This window comes from Mitsuaria sp. TWR114 (assembly GCF_007997345.1).
Genome location: NZ_VOSR01000028.1, coordinates 1 through 22,895 on the forward strand (window position 1 = coordinate 1; position 22,895 = coordinate 22,895).

The 22,895-nt window shown below is 69.1% G+C and carries 24 protein-coding genes and 2 pseudogenes; 23 read left to right on the forward strand and 3 right to left on the reverse strand.

Annotated features, from left to right (window positions below; translation table 11 throughout):
* Window positions 1-150 precede the first annotated feature (150 nt).
* Window positions 151-2,026: pseudogene (locus tag FUT87_RS01555) on the forward strand (ATP-binding cassette domain-containing protein).
* 237 nt (window positions 2,027-2,263) lie between these two features.
* Here FUT87_RS01555 and FUT87_RS01560 read toward each other — a convergent pair.
* Window positions 2,264-3,049 (reverse strand): fumarylacetoacetate hydrolase family protein, encoded by a 786-nt coding sequence (locus FUT87_RS01560; RefSeq protein ID WP_147239840.1) that lies wholly within the window; start codon window positions 3,047-3,049, stop codon window positions 2,264-2,266.
* 101 nt (window positions 3,050-3,150) lie between these two features.
* Between FUT87_RS01560 and FUT87_RS01565 the strand changes: the two genes are divergently transcribed.
* Window positions 3,151-3,627, forward strand: a complete 477-nt coding sequence (locus tag FUT87_RS01565; RefSeq protein WP_147239841.1) for an energy transducer TonB — start codon at window positions 3,151-3,153, stop codon at window positions 3,625-3,627.
* A gap of 75 nt (window positions 3,628-3,702) precedes the next feature.
* Here FUT87_RS01565 and FUT87_RS01570 read toward each other — a convergent pair whose 3' ends face one another.
* Complete coding sequence (locus tag FUT87_RS01570; RefSeq protein ID WP_147239851.1) at window positions 3,703-5,142, reverse strand: PLP-dependent aminotransferase family protein; 1,440 nt, start codon at window positions 5,140-5,142, stop codon at window positions 3,703-3,705.
* Window positions 5,143-5,261: 119 nt separating this feature from the next.
* Here FUT87_RS01570 and FUT87_RS01575 point away from each other — a divergent pair, with 119 nt between their 5' ends.
* The 21 genes and pseudogenes from FUT87_RS01575 (at window position 5,262) to ppk2 (ending at window position 22,350) form a co-directional block, all read left to right on the forward strand.
* A complete protein-coding gene (locus FUT87_RS01575) occupies window positions 5,262-6,476 on the forward strand; it encodes a PLP-dependent aminotransferase family protein (protein ID WP_091728453.1) in 1,215 nt (404 codons plus the stop codon).
* Entirely contained in the window at window positions 6,473-6,928 is a 456-nt protein-coding gene (locus FUT87_RS01580) for a GNAT family N-acetyltransferase (protein ID WP_147239842.1), read from the forward strand. Before FUT87_RS01575 ends, FUT87_RS01580 begins: the two co-directional genes overlap by 4 nt.
* A gap of 105 nt (window positions 6,929-7,033) precedes the next feature.
* Window positions 7,034-7,872, forward strand: a pseudogene (locus tag FUT87_RS01585) (PhzF family phenazine biosynthesis protein).
* Window positions 7,873-7,882: 10 nt separating this feature from the next.
* On the forward strand, window positions 7,883-8,524 hold the full coding sequence (locus FUT87_RS01590; protein ID WP_255488880.1) for a VOC family protein: 642 nt from the start codon (window positions 7,883-7,885) through the stop codon (window positions 8,522-8,524).
* Window positions 8,524-9,261: an alanyl-tRNA editing protein gene (locus tag FUT87_RS01595; RefSeq protein ID WP_147239844.1), complete on the forward strand. Its 738-nt coding sequence runs from the start codon at window positions 8,524-8,526 to the stop codon at window positions 9,259-9,261. Before FUT87_RS01590 ends, FUT87_RS01595 begins: the two co-directional genes overlap by 1 nt.
* Window positions 9,258-9,905 carry a glutathione S-transferase C-terminal domain-containing protein gene (locus tag FUT87_RS01600; protein ID WP_147239845.1) on the forward strand — a complete coding sequence of 216 codons (648 nt, stop codon included), beginning with the start codon at window positions 9,258-9,260 and terminating at the stop codon, window positions 9,903-9,905. The genes FUT87_RS01595 and FUT87_RS01600 overlap by 4 nt, the downstream gene beginning before the upstream one ends.
* Before the next feature lie 74 nt (window positions 9,906-9,979).
* Window positions 9,980-10,471 (forward strand): GNAT family N-acetyltransferase, encoded by a 492-nt coding sequence (locus tag FUT87_RS01605; RefSeq protein ID WP_091728426.1) that lies wholly within the window; start codon window positions 9,980-9,982, stop codon window positions 10,469-10,471.
* 67 nt (window positions 10,472-10,538) lie between these two features.
* The gene (locus tag FUT87_RS01610) at window positions 10,539-11,483 is read left to right on the forward strand and encodes an SMP-30/gluconolactonase/LRE family protein (RefSeq protein WP_147239846.1); all 945 of its coding nucleotides are present in this window, start codon (window positions 10,539-10,541) and stop codon (window positions 11,481-11,483) included.
* A gap of 288 nt (window positions 11,484-11,771) precedes the next feature.
* Complete coding sequence (locus tag FUT87_RS30200; RefSeq protein ID WP_255511608.1) at window positions 11,772-12,335, forward strand: ATP synthase subunit I; 564 nt, start codon at window positions 11,772-11,774, stop codon at window positions 12,333-12,335.
* Between the two features lie 15 nt (window positions 12,336-12,350).
* On the forward strand, window positions 12,351-13,220 hold the full coding sequence (atpB, locus tag FUT87_RS01620; RefSeq protein WP_091728416.1) for a F0F1 ATP synthase subunit A: 870 nt from the start codon (window positions 12,351-12,353) through the stop codon (window positions 13,218-13,220).
* A gap of 77 nt (window positions 13,221-13,297) precedes the next feature.
* Window positions 13,298-13,567, forward strand: coding sequence for a F0F1 ATP synthase subunit C (gene atpE, locus FUT87_RS01625; protein WP_091728411.1), 270 nt, complete (start codon window positions 13,298-13,300; stop codon window positions 13,565-13,567).
* Window positions 13,568-13,603: 36 nt separating this feature from the next.
* Window positions 13,604-14,074 carry a F0F1 ATP synthase subunit B gene (locus FUT87_RS01630; RefSeq protein ID WP_147239847.1) on the forward strand — a complete coding sequence of 157 codons (471 nt, stop codon included), beginning with the start codon at window positions 13,604-13,606 and terminating at the stop codon, window positions 14,072-14,074.
* A 2-nt stretch (window positions 14,075-14,076) separates the two neighbouring features.
* Window positions 14,077-14,610 (forward strand): F0F1 ATP synthase subunit delta, encoded by a 534-nt coding sequence (locus FUT87_RS01635; RefSeq protein WP_091728405.1) that lies wholly within the window; start codon window positions 14,077-14,079, stop codon window positions 14,608-14,610.
* A gap of 91 nt (window positions 14,611-14,701) precedes the next feature.
* Window positions 14,702-16,255 carry a F0F1 ATP synthase subunit alpha gene (gene atpA, locus FUT87_RS01640; RefSeq protein WP_091728401.1) on the forward strand — a complete coding sequence of 518 codons (1,554 nt, stop codon included), beginning with the start codon at window positions 14,702-14,704 and terminating at the stop codon, window positions 16,253-16,255.
* Window positions 16,256-16,314: 59 nt separating this feature from the next.
* Window positions 16,315-17,190 (forward strand): F0F1 ATP synthase subunit gamma, encoded by an 876-nt coding sequence (atpG, locus tag FUT87_RS01645; RefSeq protein WP_091728397.1) that lies wholly within the window; start codon window positions 16,315-16,317, stop codon window positions 17,188-17,190.
* Between the two features lie 50 nt (window positions 17,191-17,240).
* Window positions 17,241-18,653: a F0F1 ATP synthase subunit beta gene (atpD, locus tag FUT87_RS01650; RefSeq protein WP_091728394.1), complete on the forward strand. Its 1,413-nt coding sequence runs from the start codon at window positions 17,241-17,243 to the stop codon at window positions 18,651-18,653.
* 152 nt (window positions 18,654-18,805) lie between these two features.
* Window positions 18,806-19,222, forward strand: coding sequence for a F0F1 ATP synthase subunit epsilon (locus tag FUT87_RS01655; protein WP_091728389.1), 417 nt, complete (start codon window positions 18,806-18,808; stop codon window positions 19,220-19,222).
* Window positions 19,223-19,352: 130 nt separating this feature from the next.
* Window positions 19,353-20,198, forward strand: a complete 846-nt coding sequence (locus FUT87_RS01660) for a D-hexose-6-phosphate mutarotase (protein WP_147239848.1) — start codon at window positions 19,353-19,355, stop codon at window positions 20,196-20,198.
* A gap of 136 nt (window positions 20,199-20,334) precedes the next feature.
* Complete coding sequence (locus FUT87_RS28255; RefSeq protein WP_186830305.1) at window positions 20,335-20,910, forward strand: hypothetical protein; 576 nt, start codon at window positions 20,335-20,337, stop codon at window positions 20,908-20,910.
* Window positions 20,907-21,485 (forward strand): hypothetical protein, encoded by a 579-nt coding sequence (locus FUT87_RS01670; protein WP_147239849.1) that lies wholly within the window; start codon window positions 20,907-20,909, stop codon window positions 21,483-21,485. Before FUT87_RS28255 ends, FUT87_RS01670 begins: the two co-directional genes overlap by 4 nt.
* Window positions 21,486-21,567: 82 nt before the next feature.
* Entirely contained in the window at window positions 21,568-22,350 is a 783-nt protein-coding gene (ppk2, locus tag FUT87_RS01675; protein WP_147239850.1) for a polyphosphate kinase 2, read from the forward strand.
* Window positions 22,351-22,379: 29 nt separating this feature from the next.
* Here the strand turns inward: ppk2 and FUT87_RS01680 are convergent.
* Window positions 22,380-22,895, reverse strand: a 516-nt coding sequence (locus FUT87_RS01680; RefSeq protein ID WP_404935341.1) for a TPM domain-containing protein, incomplete at its 5' end; no start/stop codon positions are given.

Here is a 22,895-nt window from a genome sequence, read left to right on the forward strand (position 1 = left end):
CTGCGCCGCCGCGTCGCCGAGGAGGAAGCCTTCTGGGCCTACCGCGTCTGGGTCTGACCGTCGCCGCGCCCGGGTGTGACTCCCTCGCCCCCGGGAGGGGGAGAGGGCCGGGGTGAGGGGGCGTCCCCGCCCATCGAGGACAATCCCCCGATGGCTGTCCTTTCCCTCTCCAACGCCCACCTCGCCTTCGGCCATGTGCCGCTGCTCGACGGCGCGAATTTCTCCCTCGAAACCGGCGACCGCGTCGCCTGATCGGCCGCAACGGCACCGGCAAGTCCTCGATGCTGAAGGTCCTCGCCGGCCTCGAGAAGCTCGACGACGGTCTGCTGCAGCTCGAGAAGGGCCTGACCAGCGTCTACGTGCCGCAGGAACCCGAGCTGCGCCCCGAAGCCACCATCTTCGACGTCGTCAGCGAAGGCGTGGCCGAGGCCAAGGCGCTGCGCGCCCGCTACGAGGCGCATGACGAGAACGACGACCTCGGCTGGGTCCAGGAGCGCATCGAGCAGATCGGCGCCTGGAACTGGGAACAGCGCGTCGACGAGACGCTGCACCGCCTGGGCCTGGACGGCGAACGCCGGGTCGGCGAGCTGTCGGGCGGTCTGAAGAAGCGGGTCGCGCTGGCCCGCGCGCTGGTGGCGCAGCCCGACGTGCTGCTGCTGGACGAGCCCACCAACCACCTGGACCTGGACGCGATCCGCTGGCTGGAGGAGCTGCTCAATGGCTTCAAGGGCTCGCTGCTGCTGATCACCCACGATCGCGCCTTCCTGGACAACGTGGCCAACCGCATCGTCGAGCTCGACCGCGGTCAGCTGCGCGGCTACCCCGGCAACTTCGCCGCCTTCCAGGCCGCCAAGGCCTATGAGCTGGAGAACGAGGCGCTGGCCAACGCGCGCTTCGACAAGCTGCTGGCGCAGGAGGAGGTCTGGATCCGCAAGGGCGTCGAGGCCCGCCGCACCCGCAGCGTCGCGCGCGTGCAGCGCCTGCATGAGATGCGCGCCGAGCGCCACGCGCGCGCGACGTGCAGGGCAAGGTGCGGCTGGACGTGGCCACCGGCGAGTCCAGCGGCAAGATCGTCGCGGAGCTGGAGAACGTCTCCAAGCGCTTCGGCGATCGCCTGATCGTCGACGGCTTCACCGGCACCATCCTGCGCGGCGACAAGGTCGGCCTGATCGGTCCCAACGGCGCGGGCAAGACCACGCTGCTGAAGATGATCCTGGGCGAGCTGCCGCCCGACAGCGGCACGGTGCGCCTGGGCACGAAGATGACGGTCGCCTACTTCGACCAGATGCGCGACGCGCTCAACCTCAACGCCACGCTGGCCGACACCATCAGCCCGGGCAGCGAGTGGATCGAGATCGGCAACCAGCGCAAGCACGTCAAGAGCTACCTGGGCGACTTCCTGTTCTCGCCGGCGCGCGCGGACTCGCCGGTCTCCAGCCTCTCCGGCGGGGAGCGCAACCGGCTGCTGCTGGCGCGGCTGTTCGCGCGGCCGGCCAACGTGCTGGTGCTGGACGAGCCGACCAACGACCTGGACATCGAGACCCTGGAACTGCTCGAGGAACTGCTCGCCGAGTACGACGGCACCGTGTTCCTGGTCAGCCACGACCGGCGCTTCCTGGACAACGTCGTGACCTCGACCATCGTCAGCGAAGGCGCCGGCAAGTGGCGCGAGTACGAAGGCGACGTCGAGGACTGGCTGCAGCAGTCGCAGCGCGCGGCGGAGATCAAGGCGCGCCAGGCGCCGGCCGCGGCGCCGGCTCCGGCGCCCGCGCCCGCGCCCGCACCGGCGCCCGTCGTCGCGACCAAGCGCAAGCTCAGCTACAAGGAGCAGCGCGAGCTCGACGAAATCCCCGCCCGGATCGGCGCGCTGGAAACCGAGCAGAAGCACCTGCAGGCGCTGCTCAACAGCACCGAGCTCTACCAGCAAGGGGCCGCCAAGATCACCGAAGTCACCAACCGGGCGGCGGAGATCGACGATGAGCTGCTGGCGCTGATGGAGCGGTGGGAGGCGCTCGAGGCGAAGTGAGGGAGGCGGCCGGACTGCCAGCACCGGGCGTGGCGCCCTGACTGGTGGCAACGAACTCGGCGCCCGGACTGTCAGCACCGAGCGTGGCGCCCGGAGTGCTGGTACGGAGCAAGGTGCCCGGACTGCCAGCACCGAGCTCGGCACTGCCAGGGCATGGGGGCTCCCTCCTGGACCCCCAAGCCCTGTCCGCGCCCCGAGACGTCACCGCGTGCGGCGGATTTGCGACCGAGGGGTGCGTCAGGACTTGACCGTGAGGTCGCCGAGACCGGCGTAGCGCGCCGTCACCGTCACCCCCTTCGACAGCTTCGTGGCAACGCGCCAGGAGCCCGTCGTGACGACACTGCCCGCCGGCACGGTCAGGCCAGTGCGCGTCGCCGCTTGAAGCCATCCGGCCACGACCCAGGCGGGATCGTTCAGGCCATGGCCGCCGGTACCCGCCATCGGCGCCTGGTCGCCGACGATCAGCTCGCAAGACTGGTTCGCCCAGTCGTGACCCGGCTTCCACGCCTGCCACGGGCCCAGCGCTAGCGCGCCATGCGTCTGCGCATCGGCCAGGCGCAGCAGGTTGTCGGCGCCCAGGCCGCGCTGCCAGCGCGAACCCAGCCATTCGACGGCGACGCACATCGCATCGATCAGGTGCTCGGCCTGGCCGGGCACCAGCGCAGCGGCCATCTCGGGCGTCACGTCGCGCCCGAGGCGCAATGCGATCTCGGCCTCCGCGCCGATCAGGGACAGGTCACCGAAGTCGCCGCCGTTGCGCAGGCCGCGCACCTCGCGGGCGCGCAGGGGCGGCAGCGGCGAACTGCCCAGTGCGCCATCGCGCGACGAGCCGCCACACTTCCAGAACTGCACGCGTCCCGGCGCCAGCCAGTCGAGCCGCTGCGCGAGCTCGGCCTGCGCCGCGTAGGCGGCGGCCTCGTCGGGGAGCGACCAGGCGGTGTCGTCCAGCAGCGTGTCGTCGGACCAGGCCTGGGCGAGCGCGGCGCCCAGGTCGGTGGGGGAGGAGGGGCTAGGGATGGTCATGAGCGCGGATCTTAGGCGCCGCCGCTAGCATCCGGCCCGACAAGGACACACCGCGTCGGGCGAGCCTCGCGCGACAGGGGACACGGCCAGGGAGGCCCCAGATGATCGATCGCTCCGGATCAGCGGCGCGCGCCGCCGCGTTGCTCCTGTCCGCGCTGCTCGCGGCCTGCGCCACGCAGCCGCTCAATCCGTTCGGCCGCGCCTACGACGAGGAGAACGTGCTGCAGCCCGGCCCGCTCGCCGGCTGCAAGGGCAACTACGACGTCCCGCCCTACCTCGAGTTCGGCAGCAAGACCATGTATCCGGCCACGCAGCACATGAACGCGTACAGCGGCGACGTGGTCGTCGAGTTCCGCGTCGACGCGCAGGGACGGGTCACGCCGCTGACCGCCGCCGAGGGCCCGGCCCGCGCATTCATCAACCACAACAACCTGGCGATGAAGGACTGGCGCGTGCGGCCGGCCACCTGGTGGAGCACGCCGGTCGAGGTGGTCTGCCGCCTGCAGCAGAGCTACCGGATCATCGGCCCCTATGCGCCGGTCCGCGAGGACAACGCGCCGCCGCCCGAGCGCCGCTGACGGCGCGCGTCGCGTCGCCTCGGGGCGCGTCATCGCGGGTCATCCGTCGTGGCGTCATCGGCGGCCGATCGCGGCTCAGCGCCGGAGCGCCTCGCGGGCGCGCTCCAAGGCGTGCCAGAACTTCGGGTCCTGCGAGGTCGCGAAATTGATGCGCATCAGCGTGCCCGGCGTGCGGGTCGGGCTGAAGAGGATGCCGGGCGCGATCAGCCAGCCCTGGTCCATCATCGCGGGCGCGAGCCGCTCGGTGTCCACGCCCACGTCGACCCAGCCGAACAGGCCGGCCGGCGTCGCGGCGAAGCGGCAGCCCGCGTCCTCGGCCAGCCGCACGCAGCGCTGGCGGGCCGTGGCCAGGCGCGAGGCGATCCGTTCCGCATGCTTGCGCAGCAGGCCCTGCTCCAGGCACAGCGCCACCGCGCGGTCCATCAGCGGGCTGGTGGTGAGCGAGGCCAGCAGCTTGAGCTCGGTGAGCCGCGCCATGCGGTCCGCGCTGGCCGCGACGAAGCCGACCCGCCACGCCGGCGACAGCATCTTCGAGAAACCCGAGACGTAGATCGTGCGGCGCAGTTGGTCCAGCGCCGCCAGGCGCGGCGCGTGGTTGGGCGCGAACAGCGCGTAGGTGTCGTCCTCGACGATCAGCAGGTCATGCTCGTGCGCCAGCTGCAGCACCTGGTGCGCATGCGCGAGGTCCAGCGTCGCGCCGGTCGGGTTGTGCAGCACCGACACCGTGACGTACATCCGCGGCCGGTGTTCCTCGATCAGCCGGCGCATCACGCCGATGTCGGGCCCCTGCGCGCCGCGCGGCACCGGCAGCAGCCGCATGCCGGCCTGCGACAGCCGCGCGTACTCGATCGCCCAGCCCGGGTCGTCGACCAGCACCGCGTCGCCAGGCTCGAGGAAGGCGCGGGTGATCAGGTCCAGCCCGTGGGTCGCGCCGACGGTGCTCATGATCTGGTCCGGGGCCGCCTGGATCGCGATGTCCAGCAGCCGCCGCGACAGCGCGCGGCGCAGGCGCTCGTCGCCGAGCGGCTCGCCGTAGCCCGACAGCAGCGCGTCGTCGGCGTTGGCCGCGAGCCGGCGCAGCGTCGACTGCAGCAGGCCCAGGTCCAGCCACTCCGCCGGCAGGGTGCCCAGCCCCGGCGAGCGCCGCGCGTCGGCCTGGAACATGCCGCGGATCAGCGCGCTGGCGTCGACCGACGGCGGCAGCGGCGCCGGCGCGGGCTCGATCGCCAGCGGCGCGCGCGGCGGCGTGCGGGTTTCGCGAACGAAAAACCCTCGCTTCTTGCGCGCCTCGAGCAGGCCCTGGGCCAGCAGCTGGTCGTAGGCCGCGACCACGGTGTACGGGCTGACGCCGTGGTGCCGCGCGCAGTCCCGCACCGACGGCAGCCGCGCGCCCGGCAGCAGCAGCCGCTGCTGGATGCGCGCCGCGAAGCGCTGCGCCAGCTGCTGCGCGAGCGGCTGGCTGGCGTTGCGGGAGAGGGTGACCGGCGCGACATTCACGCTGGAGCTGGCGCTCATGCCGGCGTTGGCTGTGCTGGTGTCCATGCCAATACAGATGATGCGGTGGTATGGCTCAGTGTATTGGTTCTGTGCTGGTCGACCCCTTAGACTGGCCCGCTCAACCGGAGACAACCCCCATGAACCGCAGTCCCTGGACGCAAGCCCGCCGCGCCGCGCGCATGAACCCGTCCATCATCCGAGAGATCCTGAAGGTCACCGAGAAGCCTGGCGTGCTGTCGATGGCGGGCGGCCTGCCCAGCGCGGACACCTTCCCGGTCGAGGCCATCAAGACCGCCTGCGACCGGGTGCTGACCCACAACGCCAAGGAAGCGCTGCAGTACGCCGCCAGCGAAGGCTTCGCGCCGCTGCGCGAGTGGGTCGCGGCCAAGGTCGCGACGCTGGGGATCCAGGCCTCGCCGGACCAGGTGCTGATCACCAGCGGCTCGCAGCAGGGACTGGATCTGGTGGGCAAGCTGCTGTGCGACGCCGGCGCGCCGGTGGCCGTCGAGACCCCGACCTACCTCGGTGCGCTGCAGGCCTTCACGCCCTACGAGCCGATCTTCGCCAGCCTGGCCAGCGACGATGAAGGCCCGCTGCCTTCGGCCATCGAGGCGCTGCCGCACGACGCGCCGGGCACGCGCTTCGCCTACCTGCTGCCGAACTACCAGAACCCGACCGGCCGCGTGATGAGCGCCCAGCGCCGCGAGGCCGTCGTCGCGGCCGCGCGCAAGGCCGGCGTGCCCATCGTCGAGGACAACCCCTACGGCGACCTCTGGTTCGACCAGCCGCCGCCGGCCTCGCTGAGCTCGCTCTGGCCCGAGGGCAGCATCTACCTGGGCTCGTTCTCCAAGGTGCTGACGCCGGGTTTCCGCCTGGGCTACATCGTCGCGCCCAGCGAGATCTATCCCAAGCTGCTGCAGGCCAAGCAGGCCGCCGACCTGCACACGCCGGGCTTCAACCAGCGCGTGGTGCACGAGGTGATCAAGGGCGGCTTCCTGGACGAGCACGTGCCCAAGATCCGCGCCCGCTACAAGGCCAATCGCGACGCGATGGCCAAGGCGCTGGCCGAGTGCCTGCCCCCGGGCTGCGAGTGGCAGGTGCCCGAGGGCGGCATGTTCTTCTGGATCCGCCTGCCCGAGGGCCTGGACGCGATGACGCTGCTGCCGCGCGCCGTCGATGCCGGCATCGCCTACGTGCCGGGCGCCGCGTTCTACGCGCACCAGCCCGATCCGCGCACGCTGCGCCTGTCCTTCGTGACGCTGACGCCGGACCTGATCGCCGAAGGCGTCGACAAGCTCGGCCGCATGCTGCACGAGGCGCTCGCGCTGACGACCGCCGAAACCACGCCATGAGCGAGGCGCGCCCGCCGCTGCCCTTCGAGCCGGTGCTCGACGAGCACTGGACCGAGGCCGACCTGGACGTGATCCACGGCTTCATCGGCCGCACCTACTGGGCGGCCGGCATCCCGCGCGACACGATGCGCCGAGCGATGGCGGGCTCGCTGAACCTGCTGCTGCGCGGGCCGTCCGGCGCGGTGGTGGGTTACGCCCGCGTGGTCACCGACCGCGCCACCTTCGCCTACCTGTGCGACGTCTTCGTGCTCGAGGACTGGCAGGGGCGGGGGCTGGGGGACTGGCTGATCGCGCGGGTCGTCGCGCACCCGGCGCTGCAGGGGCTGCGACGCTTCTCGCTGTTCACCAAGGACGCGCACGCGCTGTATGCGCGCCACGGATTCCAGCCGCTGGCGGCGCCGGACCGCGGCATGGAGCGGCTCCGTCCCGACGTCTACCGCGCCGCCCCCTGAGGTCGGCGCGGGGGCGATGTCCCCTGTTTCTGGCACCCGCTGCCGCCTGTCACTCGCACGTCAGGCGGGGCGGGCCGACTTCACCGTTCTCGATCGAGGGTCTTCATGTCCGAACTCCGCCGTTTTGTCCAGGTCGACGTCTTCACCGCCGAGGCGCTGAAGGGCAACCCGCTGGCCGTCGTCGTCGACGGCGCGGGCCTGGACGAGGCCACCATGGCCGCCTTCGCCCGCTGGACCAACCTGTCCGAGACCACCTTCCTGCTGCCGCCGACGGATCCCGGCGCGGACTACCGCGTCCGCATCTTCACGCCGGGCGGCGAGCTGCCGTTCGCCGGCCATCCGACGCTGGGCTCGGCCCATGCCTGGCTGGCCAGCGGCGGCGATCCGAAGCAGCCCGGCGAGGTCGTCCAGCAGTGCGAGATCGGGCTGGTGCGCATCCGGCGCGACGGCGGCCGGCTCGCCTTCGCGGCGCCGCCGCTCAAGCGCGAGGGGCCGGTCGAGCCGACCCTGCGCGCGCAGGCGCTGAAGGCGCTGCGCCTGGACGAAGCGGCGCTGCTGGACCTGGTGTGGGTCGACAACGGCCCGCAGTGGATGGCGGCGCGGCTGCGCTCGGCCGAGGCGGTGCTTGCGCTGCAGCCGGACTTCGTCGCGATGGACGGCCTGAAGCTGGGCGTCGTGGGCGCTTATCCTGCGGGTTCGCCACAGCAGTTCGAGGTCCGGGCCTTCGTGCCCGGGCTCGGTGTTCCGGAAGACCCGGTCACGGGCAGCCTGAACGCGGGTCTGGCACTATGGCTGCAGGGCGCCGGTCTGGCGCCCGATCGCTATGTGGCCGCCCAGGGCGCCGCCCTCGGGCGCGCGGCCGGATCCATGTGGCACGCGAAGGCGCGCATTGCTGGATTGGCGGCGATGTCACGCCGTTGATCCACGGTCAGGTGAGGTTGTGAAGCCATGAGCATGGAAGTCGATCATCTCGTTGTCGCCGCGAACACCCTGGAGGAGGGGCGCGCCTGGTGTGAACGTGTCCTCGGGGTCACGCCGCAACCCGGCGGGCGCCATGCGCTGATGGGCACGCACAACCTGCTGCTCAACATCAGCGCGCCGCCAGCGTATCCCCGCTGCTATCTGGAAATCATCGCCATCGATCCCGAGGCGCCGGATCCCGGCCGGCCCCGCTGGTTCGACCTGGACCAGCCCGCCGTGCGCGAGCGCCTGGCGCAGGAGGGCCCGGCGCTGCTGCACTGGGTGGCGCGCGTGTCCAGCCTGGATGCGACGCTGGCGACCTGGTCCGGCGAGGGCATCGATGCGGGCGAGGCCGTCGAGGCCGGACGCGGCGACCTGCGCTGGCGCATCGCGCTGCGCGAGGACGGCCGCCGGCTGCGCAAGGAAGGCCTGCCGGTGCCGATCGAGTGGCAGGGCGACGCCCATCCCACCGACAAGCTGCCCGAAAGCGGCGTCCAGTTGCTGAGCTTCGAAGCCCGCGACGGCCTGCGCGCCGAGCTCTCGACGCCCAAGGGCACGGTCGAGCTGGAGGCGATCGAAGGCACCTTGTCCGACGCGCCGACGCAGTCGGGTGATCTCGACGACGTGCCGGCCTGATGGGCACCCAGGACCTGTTCCGCGAGGACGCGCAGTTGCGCGAGTGCGAGGCGACGCTGCTGCGCGCCGACGAGCGCGGCCTGCTGCTCGACCGCACGGTGTTCTATCCGCAGGGTGGCGGCCAGGCCGGCGACGCCGGCACGCTGACGCTGCCCGGCGGACGCGAGCTGGTGATCGCCGACACCCGCAAGGGCGAGGACGGCGAGATCCTGCACCTGCCCGCGCCGGATCAGGACCTCGCCGGCCTGGCGGTCGGCACGCCGGTGACGGCCCGCATCGACTGGCAGCGCCGCCACGCCCACATGCGCTTCCACACCGCGACCCACTTGCTGTGCGCGCTGGTGCCGCATCCGGTCGATGGCTGCTCGATCACGGCGGGCTATGCGCGCTTGGACTTCCACATGACCGACGCGCTCGACAAGGACGCGCTGACGGCCGGCATCGCCCGGCTGGTGGCCGAGGCGCGCCCGGTCAGCCACAGCTGGATCAGCGATGAGGAACTCGACGCGAATCCCGGACTGGTCCGCAGCATGAGCGTCCAGCCGCCGCTCGGCTCGGGCCGGGTGCGCGTGCTCAAGATCGACGGCGTCGACCTGCAGCCCTGCGGCGGCACGCACGTGGCCAACACGGCCGAGATCGGCGCGGTCGTCGTCACCAAGATCGAGAAGAAGTCGGCGAAGACCCGTCGCGTGGTGCTCGGCTTCGCCACTGACGCCGCCGCGGCGCCTTCGGCATGAGCGCGCTGCGCGTGCTCGGACGCGCGGCGTCCATCAACGTGCGCAAGGTGCTGTGGACCGGCGTCGAACTCGGCCTGGACCTGGTGCGCGAGGACGTCGACGTCAAGGCCGATGCTTTCCGCGTGCTCAATCCCAACGCGATGATGCCGGTGCTCATCGATGCGCAGGCGGGTCCGGGCGCTGACGCCGGCACGCCGTTCTCGATGTGGGAAAGCAACAGCATCTGCCGCTACCTCGCCCGTCGCGAGGGCCGCGAGGACCTGCTGCCCGACGAGCCGCGGCGTCGCGCGCTGGTCGAGATGTGGATGGACTGGCAGGGCGGCGAGCTGAACAACAGCTGGCGTTACGCCTTCATGGCCCTGGTGCGCAAGAGCCCGCTGCATCAGGACCCGACGCAGATCGAGGCCAGCATCGCCCATTGGAACCGGCACATGACGATGCTCGACGGACAGCTCGAGCGCTCGGGCGGGCCCTACGTGCTGGGCGCGACCTTCACCCTGGCGGACGTGGTGCTCGGCCTGTCCACGCACCGCTGGCGCGCCGCGCCCATCGCGCATGCGAGCCTGCCGGCGGTCAACGCCTGGTACGAGCACCTGCTGGCGCGCCCGGGATTCGCCTTGCACGGCCCGGCCGCGGGCCCCTGAGCGCCGTCGTCCTCGACGTCGCTCTCCAATCCGAGCGCTTGAACGCGGGAGCGGCCTCGCTACACTCGCCCGCTGTGGATACCCCTGACATACGACTGATCTGCCCCGATTCGCCTGCGTTGTGGGAAGAAGCGCGCGCGATCCTGCGCGAATACGCGCAGAGCCTGGACGTGGACCTCTGCTTCCAGGGCTTCGAGGAAGAACTGGCCTCGCTCCCCGGGGAATACGACGCGCCCCAAGGCACGCTGCTGCTCGCGCTGGTGGACGGACAGGTCGCCGGCTGTGGCGGTTTCCGGCCGCTCATGGACTCGGACTACGCCAACGCCTGCGAGATGAAGCGGCTCTTCATCCGCCCCGCGTTCCGTCGTTTCGGCCTGGGCCGCACGATGGCGCAGGCGCTGATCGACCGCGCCACGAGCGCCGGCTACTCCAACATGCTGTTGGATACGCTCGACGACATGGAGGCCGCGCGCGACCTGTACGAAAGCCTCGGCTTCGAGGAAATTCCGCCGTACTACTTCAATCCGATCGCCGGCGCCCATTACCTGAAGGTCGACCTGGCCTGATCGAGGCGCCCACCCCGTCGGCCGCGCGGTTTCCGGTTTCGCCGGGTTACCGGCATAGCATCGCGCCATGACCTCGCAGCCTCATGCCGACCCCACGACGTCCACGGACGAGTTCTTCCGCCTCGAGCCCGCGTCGCTGACGCCGGCGCTGCTCGGCGAGTCGCCGTTCTGGCATCCGCTAGAGCAATGTCTCTATTACGTCGACATCCCGGGCAAGGCGTTGTTCCGGCTCGACAGCGGCGCGGCGACGCCGACCCGCTGGGCGCTCAACGACGAGCCGGGCTGTGTGGTGCCGCTGGTGGGCGGCGGCCTGCTGATCCCGCAGCGCAACGGGCTGTGGCGCTTCGATCCCGCCACCGGCGAGTACCTGAAGCTGCTCGACCCGCCGTACGACGCCTCGAAGCGGCGCTTCAACGACGGCAAGGCCGATGCGCAAGGGCGCCTGTGGGTCGGCACGATCGATGACGCGCGCCAACCCGAGTCGGCGCTCTATTGCCTGCGCGAGGGCGTCTTCGTCCCGATGAAGGACGGCATCACCACCTCCAACGGCCTGGGCTGGAGCCCGGACGGCCGCTCGATGTACTGGGCCGACACCAAGGCGCACGAGATCTACCGCATGGCCTTCGACGCCGCCAGCGGCACGCTTGGCGAGCGCGAGGTGTTCGCGCGATTCGCGCCGCGCGGCGCCGACCAGCCGCTCGAGACCTATGGCGGCCGGCCCGATGGCGCGGCGGTCGACGTCGAGGGCGGTTATTGGGTCGCGATGATGGAAGGCCAGCAGCTGCTGCGCCTGTCGCCGTCGGGCGAGCTGCTGACGCGCGTCGAGTTGCCGGTGCGCTGCGCCACGATGCCGACCTTCGGTGGTGCGGACCTGCGCACCATCTTCGTCACCACCGCACGGGAAAAGCGCAGCGAGGCGGAACTCGCCGCCCAGCCCTGGGCTGGATGCGTGCTCAAGATGCGGGTGCCGGTGGCGGGCTTGCCGGTGCAATTCGCGCGCTGGCCGGGCTGAGGTCGACCGAGGGCGCGGTGGCGCCGTGGCGCCATGACGGCGCGGCCTGCGCGGATCGGGTCGAGGGCAATCCCGAGTGGCGGCAAAGGGGCAGGTGTTGCGTGCGCACCTCGCGCCCCGTCGTGGCGGACGCCCCGCCAGCCTCGATGAACACGGCGCGCGCCCGGCTATGCGGGCTTCGCACGGCCTGTCAAGTCGGCGCCGATGGGCCGCCGCCGCAGCCTGTTAAGGGTCTGTAAGGTCAGACCCCCTATAATCCCGTGGTTTTGCCGCTCGCCCCTTGAAGCCGTGAATCCCGATCCAGCGCGCGCATCCAATGCGCCGCCCGCCGAGCCGCTCCGGACCACTCCGCCCCATCAGGCGAAGGACCGAGGCGCCGCCAGCCAGGATCCCTGGGACGATGGAATCGAAGGAGATGCGGACGGCGAACCGGCTTTCAAGCCCCTGACGCGAGAACAAGCGCAGGACTTGCGGGCCCGGCTTCCGGCAATGTCGGTCTGGTCCTTGTTGATCTGGCAGGCGGCGGCGGGAGCGGTCATGGTCGCGCTGTGGGGTCTGCTGTCCCTGCAAGCCGACAAAACCTGGTCGGCGCTGTTCGGTGCCGCCTCGGTCGTCCTGCCGAACGCCCTGATGGCGTGGGGCATGACGCGGCGATCGGCGAGGGACGCGGGCACTCCGATGCTCACGTTCGCGGTCTGGGAGCTGGTGAAGATCATTCTGGCGGTCGCCATCCTGGTGGCGGTCGCCGCGGGTTTCCCGTCGTTGAGTTGGGCAGCGTTGCTCTCGACCCTCGTCGTGACCCTGAAGGCAAATTGGCTGGCCCTGCTTCGGCGGGGTCGAATCAGAAAATAGAGACGGAAAGCAACCATGGCAGCAGAAGGGCACGCGCCGACCTCGGGTGAATACATCACCCACCATTTGCAGCATTGGCAGAAGAACTTCCAGTTCGAGGACGTCAAGCAGGTCGACATCGTCGACTTCAGCGTCTTCAACTTCGATTCGCTCATTTATTCGACCGTGCTGGGCCTGCTCGCCGTGTTCCTGCTGTGGCGCGCCGCACGCAAGGCGCATGCCGGCGTGCCGGGTCGCTTCCAGGCCGCCGTCGAGATCCTGGTCGAGATGGTGGACAACCAGGCCAAGGCCGTCATCCACAACGAGAAGAGCCGCAAGGTCATCGGCCCGGTCGCCTTGACCGTGTTCGTGTGGATCTTCTTCATGAACTTCATGGACATGCTGCCGGTGGACTGGCTGCCCACGCTGTTCACCAACTACGTCGCCCACGACGCGCACCACGCCTATCAGCGCGTCGTGCCGACCGCCGACCTGTCGACCACGCTGAGCATGTCCACGTTCGTGCTGCTGCTGGTGTTCTTCTACAGCTTGAAGATCAAGGGCGTGGGCGGCTGGGGCCATGAACTGATCTCCGCGCCCTTCGGCGCGCACCCGGTGCTGTGGCCCTTCAACTTCGCCATGCAGGTCATCGAGTTCATCGCCAAGACGGTGTCTCATGGCATGCGGCTGTTCGGCAACATGTTCGCCGGCGAGCTCGTGTTCATGCTGATCGCCCTGATGGGCGGCGGCTGGGCCCTGACCGGCACCGGCATCGGCCTGGCCATCGGCCATGTGCTCGCCGGCACGGTCTGGACGCTGTTCCACATCCTTGTGATCACGCTGCAGGCCTTCATCTTCATGATGCTGACGCTGATCTACCTGGGCCAGGCGCACGACGCGCACTGATCCGGCTGGACACGGCTACTTCGATTTCCCGATTCCCTTTCCCTTTCCTTTTTATCTAACTCTCTCAGGAGCAAAACATGGAAAACATCCTCGGTCTGGTCGCTCTGGCTTGCGGCATCATCGTTGGTCTGGGCGCGATCGGCGCTTCCATCGGCATCGCGCTGATGGGCGGCAAGTTCCTGGAGTCCTCGGCTCGTCAACCCGAGCTGATGAACGAACTGCAAACCAAGATGTTCATTCTGGCCGGCCTGATCGACGCGGCCTTCCTGATCGGTGTCGCCATCGCGCTGCTGTTCGCGTTCGCCAACCCGTTCGCCGCCACCTTCCTGTCCACCATCGCTCGCTGATAGGCCCGTCCCTTTCACGACTGAAAGGATCGTGCCGTGAATATCAACGCTAGCCTTTTCATTCAGTGGATTCCGTTCGCCATCCTGGTGTTCGTCACGATGCGGTTCATCTGGCCGCCGATCGTGAAGGCGCTGGACGAGCGCGCGGAGCGAATCCGCACTGGCCTGGCGGCTGCTGACCAGGCGAAGGCCGAGCTGGCCAACGCCAACAAGAAGGTCGACGAGCAACTGGCGCAGACCCGCAACGAAACCACGAAGCTGCTGTCCGACGCCGAGAAGCGCGGCGCCGCCATCGTGGACGAAGCGAAGAAGCGCGCGGAGGACGAAGGCGCCAAGATCATCGCCGCTGCGAAGGCCGAGGCCGAGCAGCAGTCGGTGCGTGCCCGTGAGGCCCTGCGCGAGCAGGTCGCCGCGCTGGCCGTCAAGGGCGCCGAGCAGATCCTGCAGCGCGAGGTCAATGCCAGCGTGCACGCCGAATTGCTGAACCGTCTCAAGACGGAGCTGTAATCATGGCTGAACTCGCAACCATTGCCCGTCCCTACGCCGAAGCGCTGTTCCAGGTCGCGTCCTCGCAGGACCTGAAGGCCTGGAACGAGCAGTTGGCCGCGCTGGCGCTCGTCGCCGGCGACAGCCAGCTGCGCCAGTTCGCCGAAGACCCGAAGGTGGGCACCGACCAGGTGTTCCAGGTCATGTCGGCGGCCAGCAAGCAGACGCTGCTGCCCGGCGTGCAGAACTTCCTGCGCGAGGTGATCGCCAACGGCCGCCTGTCGGCGCTGCCGGCGATGGTCCAGCAGTTCCACGAACTGGCCAACGCCGCTTCCGGCGTGTCCGATGCGCAGATCTTCAGCGCCTACCCGATCGAGCCGGCCCAACTGGCCGACGTGGTCGCGTCGCTGGAGAAGCGCTTCGGTCGCAAGCTGCAAGCCCGCGTCGAGCTGGAGCCTGGCCTGATCGGCGGTATCCGTGTGGTGGTCGGCGACGAGGTGCTGGACACCTCGGTCAAGGCCCGCCTGGAACGCATGAAAGTGGCGCTGACGGCCTGAGGCGCAAGCCTCCGGTCCCAGCCCGACTGCCAAAGATCCCCCCGATTCACCCTGGTGTCCCGCTTCGGCGGGATGCCGTTGGGAGCAAGCAATGCAACTGAATCCCGCTGAAATTTCCGAACTGATCAAGAGCCGCATCGAAGGCCTTGGCGCGTCCACCGACGTGCGCAACCAGGGCACCGTGGTGTCCGTGTCCGACGGCATCGTGCGCGTGCACGGCCTGTCCGACGTGATGCAAGGCGAAATGCTGGAATTCCCGGCCGCCGCCGATGGCTCGCAGACCTTCGGTCTGGCGCTGAACCTGGAGCGCGACTCCGTCGGCGCCGTGATCCTGGGCGCCTACGAGCACATCGTCGAAGGCGACACCGTCAAGTGCACGGGCCGCATCCTGGAAGTGCCGGTCGGCCCCGAGCTGATCGGCCGCGTCGTGAACGCGCTGGGTCAGCCGATCGACGGCAAGGGCCCGATCAACGCCAAGATGACCGACGTCATCGAGAAGGTCGCCCCGGGCGTGATCGCCCGCAAGTCCGTCGACCAGCCGGTGCAGACCGGCCTGAAGTCGATCGACTCGATGGTGCCCGTCGGCCGTGGCCAGCGCGAGCTGATCATCGGCGACCGCCAGACCGGCAAGACCGCCGTGGCGATCGACGCGATCATCAACCAGAAGGGTCAGAACATGACCTGCGTGTATGTCGCGATCGGCCAGAAGGCTTCGTCGATCAAGAACGTCGTGCGCGCGCTGGAAGCCGCCGGCGCGATGGAATACACCATCGTCGTCGCCGCCTCCGCCTCTGAATCCGCCGCGATGCAGTACGTGTCGGCCTACTCGGGCTGCACGATGGGCGAGTACTTCCGCGACCGCGGCCAGGACGCGCTGATCGTGTACGACGACCTGTCCAAGCAGGCCGTCGCCTACCGCCAGGTCTCGCTGCTGCTGCGCCGCCCGCCGGGCCGCGAAGCCTTCCCCGGCGACGTGTTCTATCTCCACAGCCGCCTGCTGGAGCGCGCCGCCCGCGTCAACGCCGAGTACGTCGAAGCCTTCACCAAGGGTGAAGTCAAGGGCAAGACCGGCTCGCTGACCGCGCTGCCGATCATCGAGACGCAAGCCGGCGACGTGTCCGCCTTCGTTCCGACCAACGTGATCTCGATCACCGACGGCCAGATCTTCCTGGAAACCAACCTGTTCAACGCCGGCATCCGTCCCGCGATCAACGCCGGTATCTCGGTGTCGCGCGTCGGTGGCGCTGCCCAGACCAAGCTGATCAAGTCGTTGTCCGGCGGTATCCGTACCGACCTGGCCCAGTACCGTGAACTGGCTGCGTTCGCGCAGTTCGCCTCGGACCTGGACGCCGCGACCCGCAAGCAGCTGGACCGCGGTGCCCGCGTGACGGAACTGCTGAAGCAGGCGCAGTACAGCCCGCTGTCGATCAGCCTGATGGGCGCGTCGCTGTACGCGGCCAACAAGGGCTTCATGGACGACATCGAGGTCAAGAAGGTCCTGGCCTTCGAGCACGGCCTGCACCAGTTCCTGAAGACCTCGCACGCCGCCCTGCTGACCAAGCTGGAAAGCGACAAGGCCATGGACAAGGACGCCGAAGCCGAACTGAACGCCGCGATCACGTCGTTCAAGAAGTCCTTCGCCTAAAGCAACCATGACCGGGTCTCGCTGAAGTCAGGCAAGACCCGGCCCTCACAGGAGAAATCATGGCAGCAGGCAAGGAAATTCGCGGCAAGATCAAGTCGGTCGAGAACACCAAGAAGATCACCAAGGCCATGGAGATGGTCGCCGCTTCGAAGATGCGCAAGGCGCAGGATCGGATGCGCGCGGCCCGTCCGTACGCGGAGAAGGTCGGCAACATCGCCGCCAACCTGTCCAAGGCCAACCCCGAGTACCGTCATCCGTTCATGGTGTCGCATGCCGACGCCAAGACGGCCGGTTTCGTGGTGGTCACGACCGACAAGGGCCTGTGCGGTGGTCTGAACACCAACCTGCTTCGCGCGACGACCAGCAAGCTCAAGGAAATCGAGCAGGCGGGTCAGAAGGCGGAAGTGGTCGCGATCGGCAACAAGGGTCTGGGTTTCATGAACCGGATCGGCGCCAAGGTCGTCGCGCATGCGACGCAGCTCGGCGACAGCCCCCAGCTCGAGAAGCTGGTCGGCCCGGTCAAGACGCTGCTGGACGCTTACGCGGAAGGCAGGCTGTCGGCGGTCTATCTCTGCTACACGCGCTTCGTCAACACGATGAAGCAGGAGCCGGTGGTGCAGCAACTGCTGCCGCTGACGGCCGAGTCGCTGGAGACGGATGCCGCGGGTCACGCATGGGACTACCTGTACGAGCCCGATGCCCCGACGGTGATCAACGAACTGCTGGTGCGCTACACCGAAGCCCTGGTCTATCAGGCCGTGGCGGAGAACATGGCGTCCGAGCAATCGGCGCGCATGGTGGCCATGAAGGCCGCGACCGACAACGCCGGCACGCTGATCGGCGAGCTGAAGCTGGTCTACAACAAGACCCGCCAGGCCGCGATCACCAAGGAACTGTCGGAAATCGTCAGCGGCGCGGCCGCCATCAGCGGTTGATCCCGGCGATCGATCGCAGGCAACAGATTTGGAATTGAAGGAACGAAAAAATGGCTAACACTCAATCGGTGGGCAAGATCGTTCAGTGCATCGGCGCCGTGGTCGACGTGGAGTTCCCGCGCGACCAGATGCCGAAGGTGTTCGACGCCCTGAAGATGGAAGGCTCGGCCCTGACGCTGGAAGTGCAGCAGCAGCTGGGCGACGGCGTGGTCCGCACCATCGCGCTGGGTTCGTCCGACGGCCTGCGCCGCGGCACCGAGGTCTACAACACCGGCGACACCATCCAGGTGCCGGTGGGCCAGGCGACCCTGGGTCGCATCATGGACGTGCTGGGCAACCCGATCGACGAGCGCGGCGACGTGGCCCGCGACCAGGTCGCCTCGATCCACCGCAAGGCCCCGGCCTATGACGAGCTGAGCCCGTCGCAGGAACTGCTGGAAACCGGCATCAAGGTGATCGACCTGATCTGCCCGTTCGCCAAGGGCGGCAAGGTGGGTCTGTTCGGTGGCGCCGGCGTCGGCAAGACCGTGAACATGATGGAGCTGATCAACAACATCGCCAAGGCTCACTCGGGTCTGTCGGTGTTCGCGGGTGTCGGCGAGCGTACCCGTGAGGGCAACGACTTCTATCACGAGATGTCCGACGCGGGCGTCGTGAACCAGGACGACCTGAGCGCGTCCAAGGTCGCGATGGTCTACGGCCAGATGAACGAGCCCCCGGGCAACCGTCTGCGCGTGGCGCTGACCGGCCTGACGATGGCCGAGTCCTTCCGCGACGAAGGCCGTGACGTGCTGTTCTTCGTGGACAACATCTACCGCTACACGCTGGCCGGTACCGAAGTGTCCGCGCTGCTGGGCCGCATGCCGTCCGCGGTGGGCTACCAGCCGACGCTGGCCGAGGAAATGGGCCGCCTGCAGGAGCGGATCACGTCGACCAAGGTCGGCTCGATCACCTCGATCCAGGCCGTGTACGTCCCCGCGGACGACCTGACCGACCCGTCGCCGGCGACGACCTTCGCCCACTTGGACGCCACCGTGGTGCTGTCGCGTGACATCGCCTCGCTGGGCATCTACCCGGCCGTGGACCCGCTGGACTCGACCTCGCGTCAGATCGACCCGAACGTCATCGGCGAAGAGCACTACAACACGACGCGCTCGGTGCAGTCGGTGCTGCAGCGCTACAAGGAACTGCGCGACATCATCGCGATCCTGGGCATGGACGAGCTGTCGCCGGAAGACAAGCTGGCCGTGGCCCGTGCCCGCAAGATCCAGCGTTTCCTGTCGCAGCCGTTCCACGTCGCGGAAGTGTTCACCGGCTCGCCCGGCAAGTACGTCCCGCTGAAGGAAACCATCCGCGGCTTCAAGATGATCGTCAACGGCGAGTGCGACCACCTGCCGGAGCAGGCCTTCTACATGGTCGGCACGATTGACGAGGCCTTCGAGAAGGCCAAGAAGATCCAGTAAGACGTCGCAGACGGCGCGCTGGCGTCGTTGCCGTGCTCGCCGGACTCCCGGTCCGGCTCCGCGCGACGCCTAGCCAGCCCACCGTCTGCTCGCTTACTGGACCTTCTTCCCGCGGTGGCGAAGGCCTGCCGCGGCAAACCTAAGGAAACGCAATGGCAACCCTCCACGTGAACGTGGTCTCGGCGGAAGAGCAGATCTTCTCGGGCGAGGCGAAATTCGTGGCGCTGCCGGGCGAAGGCGGCGAGCTGGGCATCCTGCCCAAGCACACCCCGCTGATCACCCGCATCAAGCCGGGCGCGGTGCGTATCCAGCGTCCCAATGGCGATGAAGAGTTCGTCTTCGTTGCCGGCGGCTTGCTGGAAGTGCAGCCGGACGTCGTGACCGTGCTGGCCGACACCGCCATCCGCGGCAAGGACCTCGACGAGGCCCGCGCCGAGGCCGCGAAGAAGGCCGCCGAGGAAGCGATGAAGAACGCCAAGAGCGACATCGACTTCGCCAAGGCGCAAAGCGAATTCGCGGCCATGGCCGCGCAGATCGCCGCGCTGCGCAAGTTCCGCGCCAAGCGCTGAGCCCCTCCCCGCGGTGCGGCCTCGAGACGTCGAGGCCCGCCACCGCGACGACAATCGACGCAGGCCGTGCACCCCGCACGCCTGCCGTTTCTCATTGGGTCGCGGTTTTCACGGCGGCCCGCCCCTTCGCATGAGCACTCCCATCTCCATCACCCGCTACCAGGGCCTCGAGGCCATCGAACTCCGTGCGCCCGATGGCGCTCGCGCGACGCTGCTGCTGCACGGCGCGCACCTGGTGTCCTGGGTGCCCGCGGGCGCCGACGAGCAGCTCTACCTCTCCCCGAAGAGCGCCTTCGCCACCGGCCAGGCGATCCGCGGCGGCGTGCCGGTGATCTTTCCGCAGTTCGCCACGCGCGGCCCGCTGCAGCGCCATGGCTTCGCGCGTGGGAAGCCGTGGCAGCTGGTCAGCGCCGAGTCCGGCAAGGACGACGCATTGGCCGTGCTGCGCCTGAACGACGACGGCGCCACCCGCATGGTCTGGCCGCATGCCTTCGAAGCCGAGATCAGCATCCGGATCGCCGGCCGCGCGCTCGAGATCGAACTCGCCTGCGAGAACCAGGGCGACACGCCGCTGTCCTTCAGCGCCGCGCTGCACACCTACCTGCGGCTGACGCAGATCATGTCGGCGTCGGTCCAGGGGCTGTCCGGCCTGGCGTATTGGGACTCGACGATCGAACGCGCCGCCACCCAGCACGAGGACCTGTTGCGCCTGGACGGCGAGACCGACCGCATCTACCAGGACGTGAAGCACGGCCTGACCCTGCGCGACGGCGACCGTCGTCTGGCGATCCGCCAGCAGGGCTTCGCCGACGCCGTGGTCTGGAACCCCGGCCAGGCCAAGGGCGACGCGCTTCCCGACATGCCCGAAGGCGGCTGGAAGCAGATGCTCTGCGTCGAAGCGGCGCAGGTGCTCAAGCCGGTCGAACTCGCGCCCGGCGAGAGCTGGGCCGGCATGCAGACGCTCGAACTGCTCTGAGCGCGCGTCCCCCGCGAATGCGGGGGCGCTGTTGCTTTGACCCGCAGCTTCCGGGTTCGCACGTAGCGCGCGAGAGGCGCCCTCGGCAAGAATCGCTCCCGCCAATACATAACGATTCCAGTCCGAGGGAGGAAGCATGCGCAGCTCCATTCGCGCCGCGGCGGTGCGCGTGACCGCTTTGGTCACCGCCGTCGCCTTCGTCAGCGCTTGCTCGACCGCGTCGAAGGACATCTCCGCCACCTATGTCTCGCCGTCGCAATACAGCAGCTACGACTGCACGCAGCTGACCGCCGAGACCCAGCGCCTGCAGGCGCGTTATCTCGAGCTCGGTGGCCGCCTCGACCAGGCTGCCACCAATGACAAGACCCTCATGGGGGTCGGCCTGATCCTCTTCTGGCCGGCGCTGTTCGCACTGGGCGGGACCAAGTCGCAGGAAGCGGAGTACGGCCGCCTGCGCGGCGAGTACGACGCCGTCCAGCAGACCTTGATCCAGAAGCGCTGCGCCAGCAGCGACGCCCTGGCCGCCGTGTCGCCGGCGGCCCAGGCACGCCGGCATCCCAAGGCGCCGCACCGGCGGTGGCCACCGTGGCCGCGGCTGATCCGGCCGCCTCCGCCCCGATTCCTGTCGACGCCGCTGCCAGCGCCGTCCGCTGACCTTTTCCATACCAAGGCCACCCGGCCGTTTCACCTCAGAGGAGTACCCATCCCGTGACTTTCCTGCACCGCGCCGCCCAACTGGCCGCCCTGTCCGCCGCCGTCCTGCTCGTGGGCTGCGCCAGCCCCGCCCGCACCGACCAGATGCAAGTCAGCAGCTCGCTGCAGGTCCGCACCGCGGCGTCGCAGTCCGAGCTGAAGGAAAACATCGGCATCAAGGACGTGACCGGCGGCAAGGACACCAATCCGATGTGGGTGTCCAACGTGTCGAGCGCCGACTTCGAGCGCGCACTCGAAGCCTCGCTGAAGGATGCCGGCCTGCTGTCGGGTAACCGTCAGGGCAGCAAGTACACGTTGACCGCCGACATGAAGAAGCTGGACCAGCCGCTGTTCGGCGCCAGCATGACGGTCACGGCCACCGTGAAGTACACGCTGGTCGAGCGCGCCACCGGCAAGGCCGTGTTCGAGCGCGACGTCGCCGTGCCGTTCACCGCCGAGTGGAACGCCGCCTTCCTGGGCACCGAGCGCCTGAAGCTCGCCAACGAAGGCGCGATCCGCAGCAACATCACGCAGCTGATCAACGACCTGGTCGCGCTGAAGGTCGCCTCCGCCGGCGTGCAGCTGACCAAGTGAAGCAGGGCGCCGGCCCGCGGGACCGGGACGGTCACCGCGCGCGGCGCGCTAAGCTGCGGGCTCCCTCATCGCAGGAGCCCGCATGCCCGACAAGAGCAAGCTCTCCAAGTCCGACTACCTGGACCGCCTGCAGCCGATGCAGGTCGAGCTGAACAACCTGGCCCGGTGGCTGCAGCACACGCGCAAGCGGCTGCTGGTGATCATCGAAGGCCGCGACACCGCCGGGAAGGGCGGCGTCATCAACGCGATCTCCGAGACGCTCAATCCCCGCCAGTGCCGCACCGTCGCGCTGGGCAAGCCCAGCGAGCGGGAGCAGGGCGAGTGGTACTTCCAGCGCTACCTCACCCACCTGCCGTCCGCCGGCGAGATCGTGCTCTTCGACCGCAGCTGGTACAACCGCGCCGGCGTCGAGGCGGTGATGGGCTTCTGCACGCCGCGGCAGACCGAGGACTTCCTCGAGCAGGCGCCGCGACTGGAGCGGCTGCTGGTCGACGACGGCCTGCTGCTCTTCAAATACTGGCTCACCGTCGACCAGGAGCAGCAGGAAGAGCGCTTCGCCGAACGCGCCGAGGATCCGCTCAAGCAGTGGAAGCTCTCGCCGATCGACCTCGAGGCCCGCAAGCATTACCAGGACTACGGCCGTGCGCGCGACCGCATGCTCGAGCACACGCACACCAAGCACGCGCCCTGGACGCTGGTCGACTTCAACGACCAGCGCCGCGGCCGGCTCACGCTGATCCGCCACCTGCTCGACCACCTGCCGGACGTGACCGTGCCCGCGAAGGAACTGGTGTTCCCCAAGCTCAAGGGCGGCCCGAAAGCCGAGCGCTTCGGCTGGAAGCTCAAGCCGATCAAGAGCCTTTGAGCGCTTGCGGACTGCGACCGCCGCTGGCCCTACAGCACGACGACCGCGTCCGGCAGCTCATTGCGCGGCACCGAGCCCGCTTCGGGCGGGAAGTGCTCGGCGAGCAGGGCCTCCACCGCGCGGATCGCCTCCACCAGACCTTCCTCGAAGCGGCCATCGCGCAGCGACTGCCGCAGCCCGTCGACGATGGCCTGCCACTGCGCCGCGCTGACGCGCCGGTTCAGCCCGCGATCCGCGACGATCTCGATCGCGTGCTCCGCCAGCAGCAGATAGACCAGCACGCCGTTGTTGTGCTCGGTGTCCCACACGCGCAGCTTGCCGAACAGCGCCAGCGCCCGCTGCCGCGCGGACAGGCCGCGCCACAGGTAGCTGACCGGCAGGCTGGCCTCGACGCAGACCCGGATCTCGCCGGCATGGCGCAACTCGCTCTCGGTCACCCGCGCGGACAGCCGCGCCAGCGCCGCCGCGGGCAGCACGCGACGCACGTCGGCCTCGTCCCAGAAGCGATGGCGGAAGAACCGCCCCAGCCGGCTGGCGTCGCCGGC

What these genes read in the sequence shown, in the direction of transcription:
- FUT87_RS01580 (WP_147239842.1), top strand. Translation starts at nt 6,473, where the DNA reads ATGAGCGAGGCGCGCCCGCCGCTGCCCTTCGAGCCGGTGCTCGACGAG.
- FUT87_RS01660 (WP_147239848.1), top strand. Translation starts at nt 19,353, where the DNA reads ATGAGCACTCCCATCTCCATCACCCGCTACCAGGGCCTCGAGGCCATC.
- FUT87_RS01570 (WP_147239851.1), bottom strand. Translation starts at nt 5,142, where the DNA reads ATGAGCGCCAGCTCCAGCGTGAATGTCGCGCCGGTCACCCTCTCCCGC.
- FUT87_RS01565 (WP_147239841.1), top strand. Translation starts at nt 3,151, where the DNA reads ATGATCGATCGCTCCGGATCAGCGGCGCGCGCCGCCGCGTTGCTCCTG.
- atpE (WP_091728411.1), top strand. Translation starts at nt 13,298, where the DNA reads ATGGAAAACATCCTCGGTCTGGTCGCTCTGGCTTGCGGCATCATCGTT.
- FUT87_RS01600 (WP_147239845.1), top strand. Translation starts at nt 9,258, where the DNA reads ATGAGCGCGCTGCGCGTGCTCGGACGCGCGGCGTCCATCAACGTGCGC.
- FUT87_RS01575 (WP_091728453.1), top strand. Translation starts at nt 5,262, where the DNA reads ATGAACCGCAGTCCCTGGACGCAAGCCCGCCGCGCCGCGCGCATGAAC.
- ppk2 (WP_147239850.1), top strand. Translation starts at nt 21,568, where the DNA reads ATGCCCGACAAGAGCAAGCTCTCCAAGTCCGACTACCTGGACCGCCTG.
- FUT87_RS01655 (WP_091728389.1), top strand. Translation starts at nt 18,806, where the DNA reads ATGGCAACCCTCCACGTGAACGTGGTCTCGGCGGAAGAGCAGATCTTC.
- FUT87_RS01560 (WP_147239840.1), bottom strand. Translation starts at nt 3,049, where the DNA reads ATGACCATCCCTAGCCCCTCCTCCCCCACCGACCTGGGCGCCGCGCTC.
- FUT87_RS01610 (WP_147239846.1), top strand. Translation starts at nt 10,539, where the DNA reads ATGACCTCGCAGCCTCATGCCGACCCCACGACGTCCACGGACGAGTTC.
- FUT87_RS01590 (WP_255488880.1), top strand. Translation starts at nt 7,883, where the DNA reads ATGGAAGTCGATCATCTCGTTGTCGCCGCGAACACCCTGGAGGAGGGG.
- atpD (WP_091728394.1), top strand. Translation starts at nt 17,241, where the DNA reads ATGGCTAACACTCAATCGGTGGGCAAGATCGTTCAGTGCATCGGCGCC.
- atpA (WP_091728401.1), top strand. Translation starts at nt 14,702, where the DNA reads ATGCAACTGAATCCCGCTGAAATTTCCGAACTGATCAAGAGCCGCATC.
- atpG (WP_091728397.1), top strand. Translation starts at nt 16,315, where the DNA reads ATGGCAGCAGGCAAGGAAATTCGCGGCAAGATCAAGTCGGTCGAGAAC.
- FUT87_RS01635 (WP_091728405.1), top strand. Translation starts at nt 14,077, where the DNA reads ATGGCTGAACTCGCAACCATTGCCCGTCCCTACGCCGAAGCGCTGTTC.
- FUT87_RS28255 (WP_186830305.1), top strand. Translation starts at nt 20,335, where the DNA reads ATGCGCAGCTCCATTCGCGCCGCGGCGGTGCGCGTGACCGCTTTGGTC.
- atpB (WP_091728416.1), top strand. Translation starts at nt 12,351, where the DNA reads ATGGCAGCAGAAGGGCACGCGCCGACCTCGGGTGAATACATCACCCAC.
- FUT87_RS01595 (WP_147239844.1), top strand. Translation starts at nt 8,524, where the DNA reads ATGGGCACCCAGGACCTGTTCCGCGAGGACGCGCAGTTGCGCGAGTGC.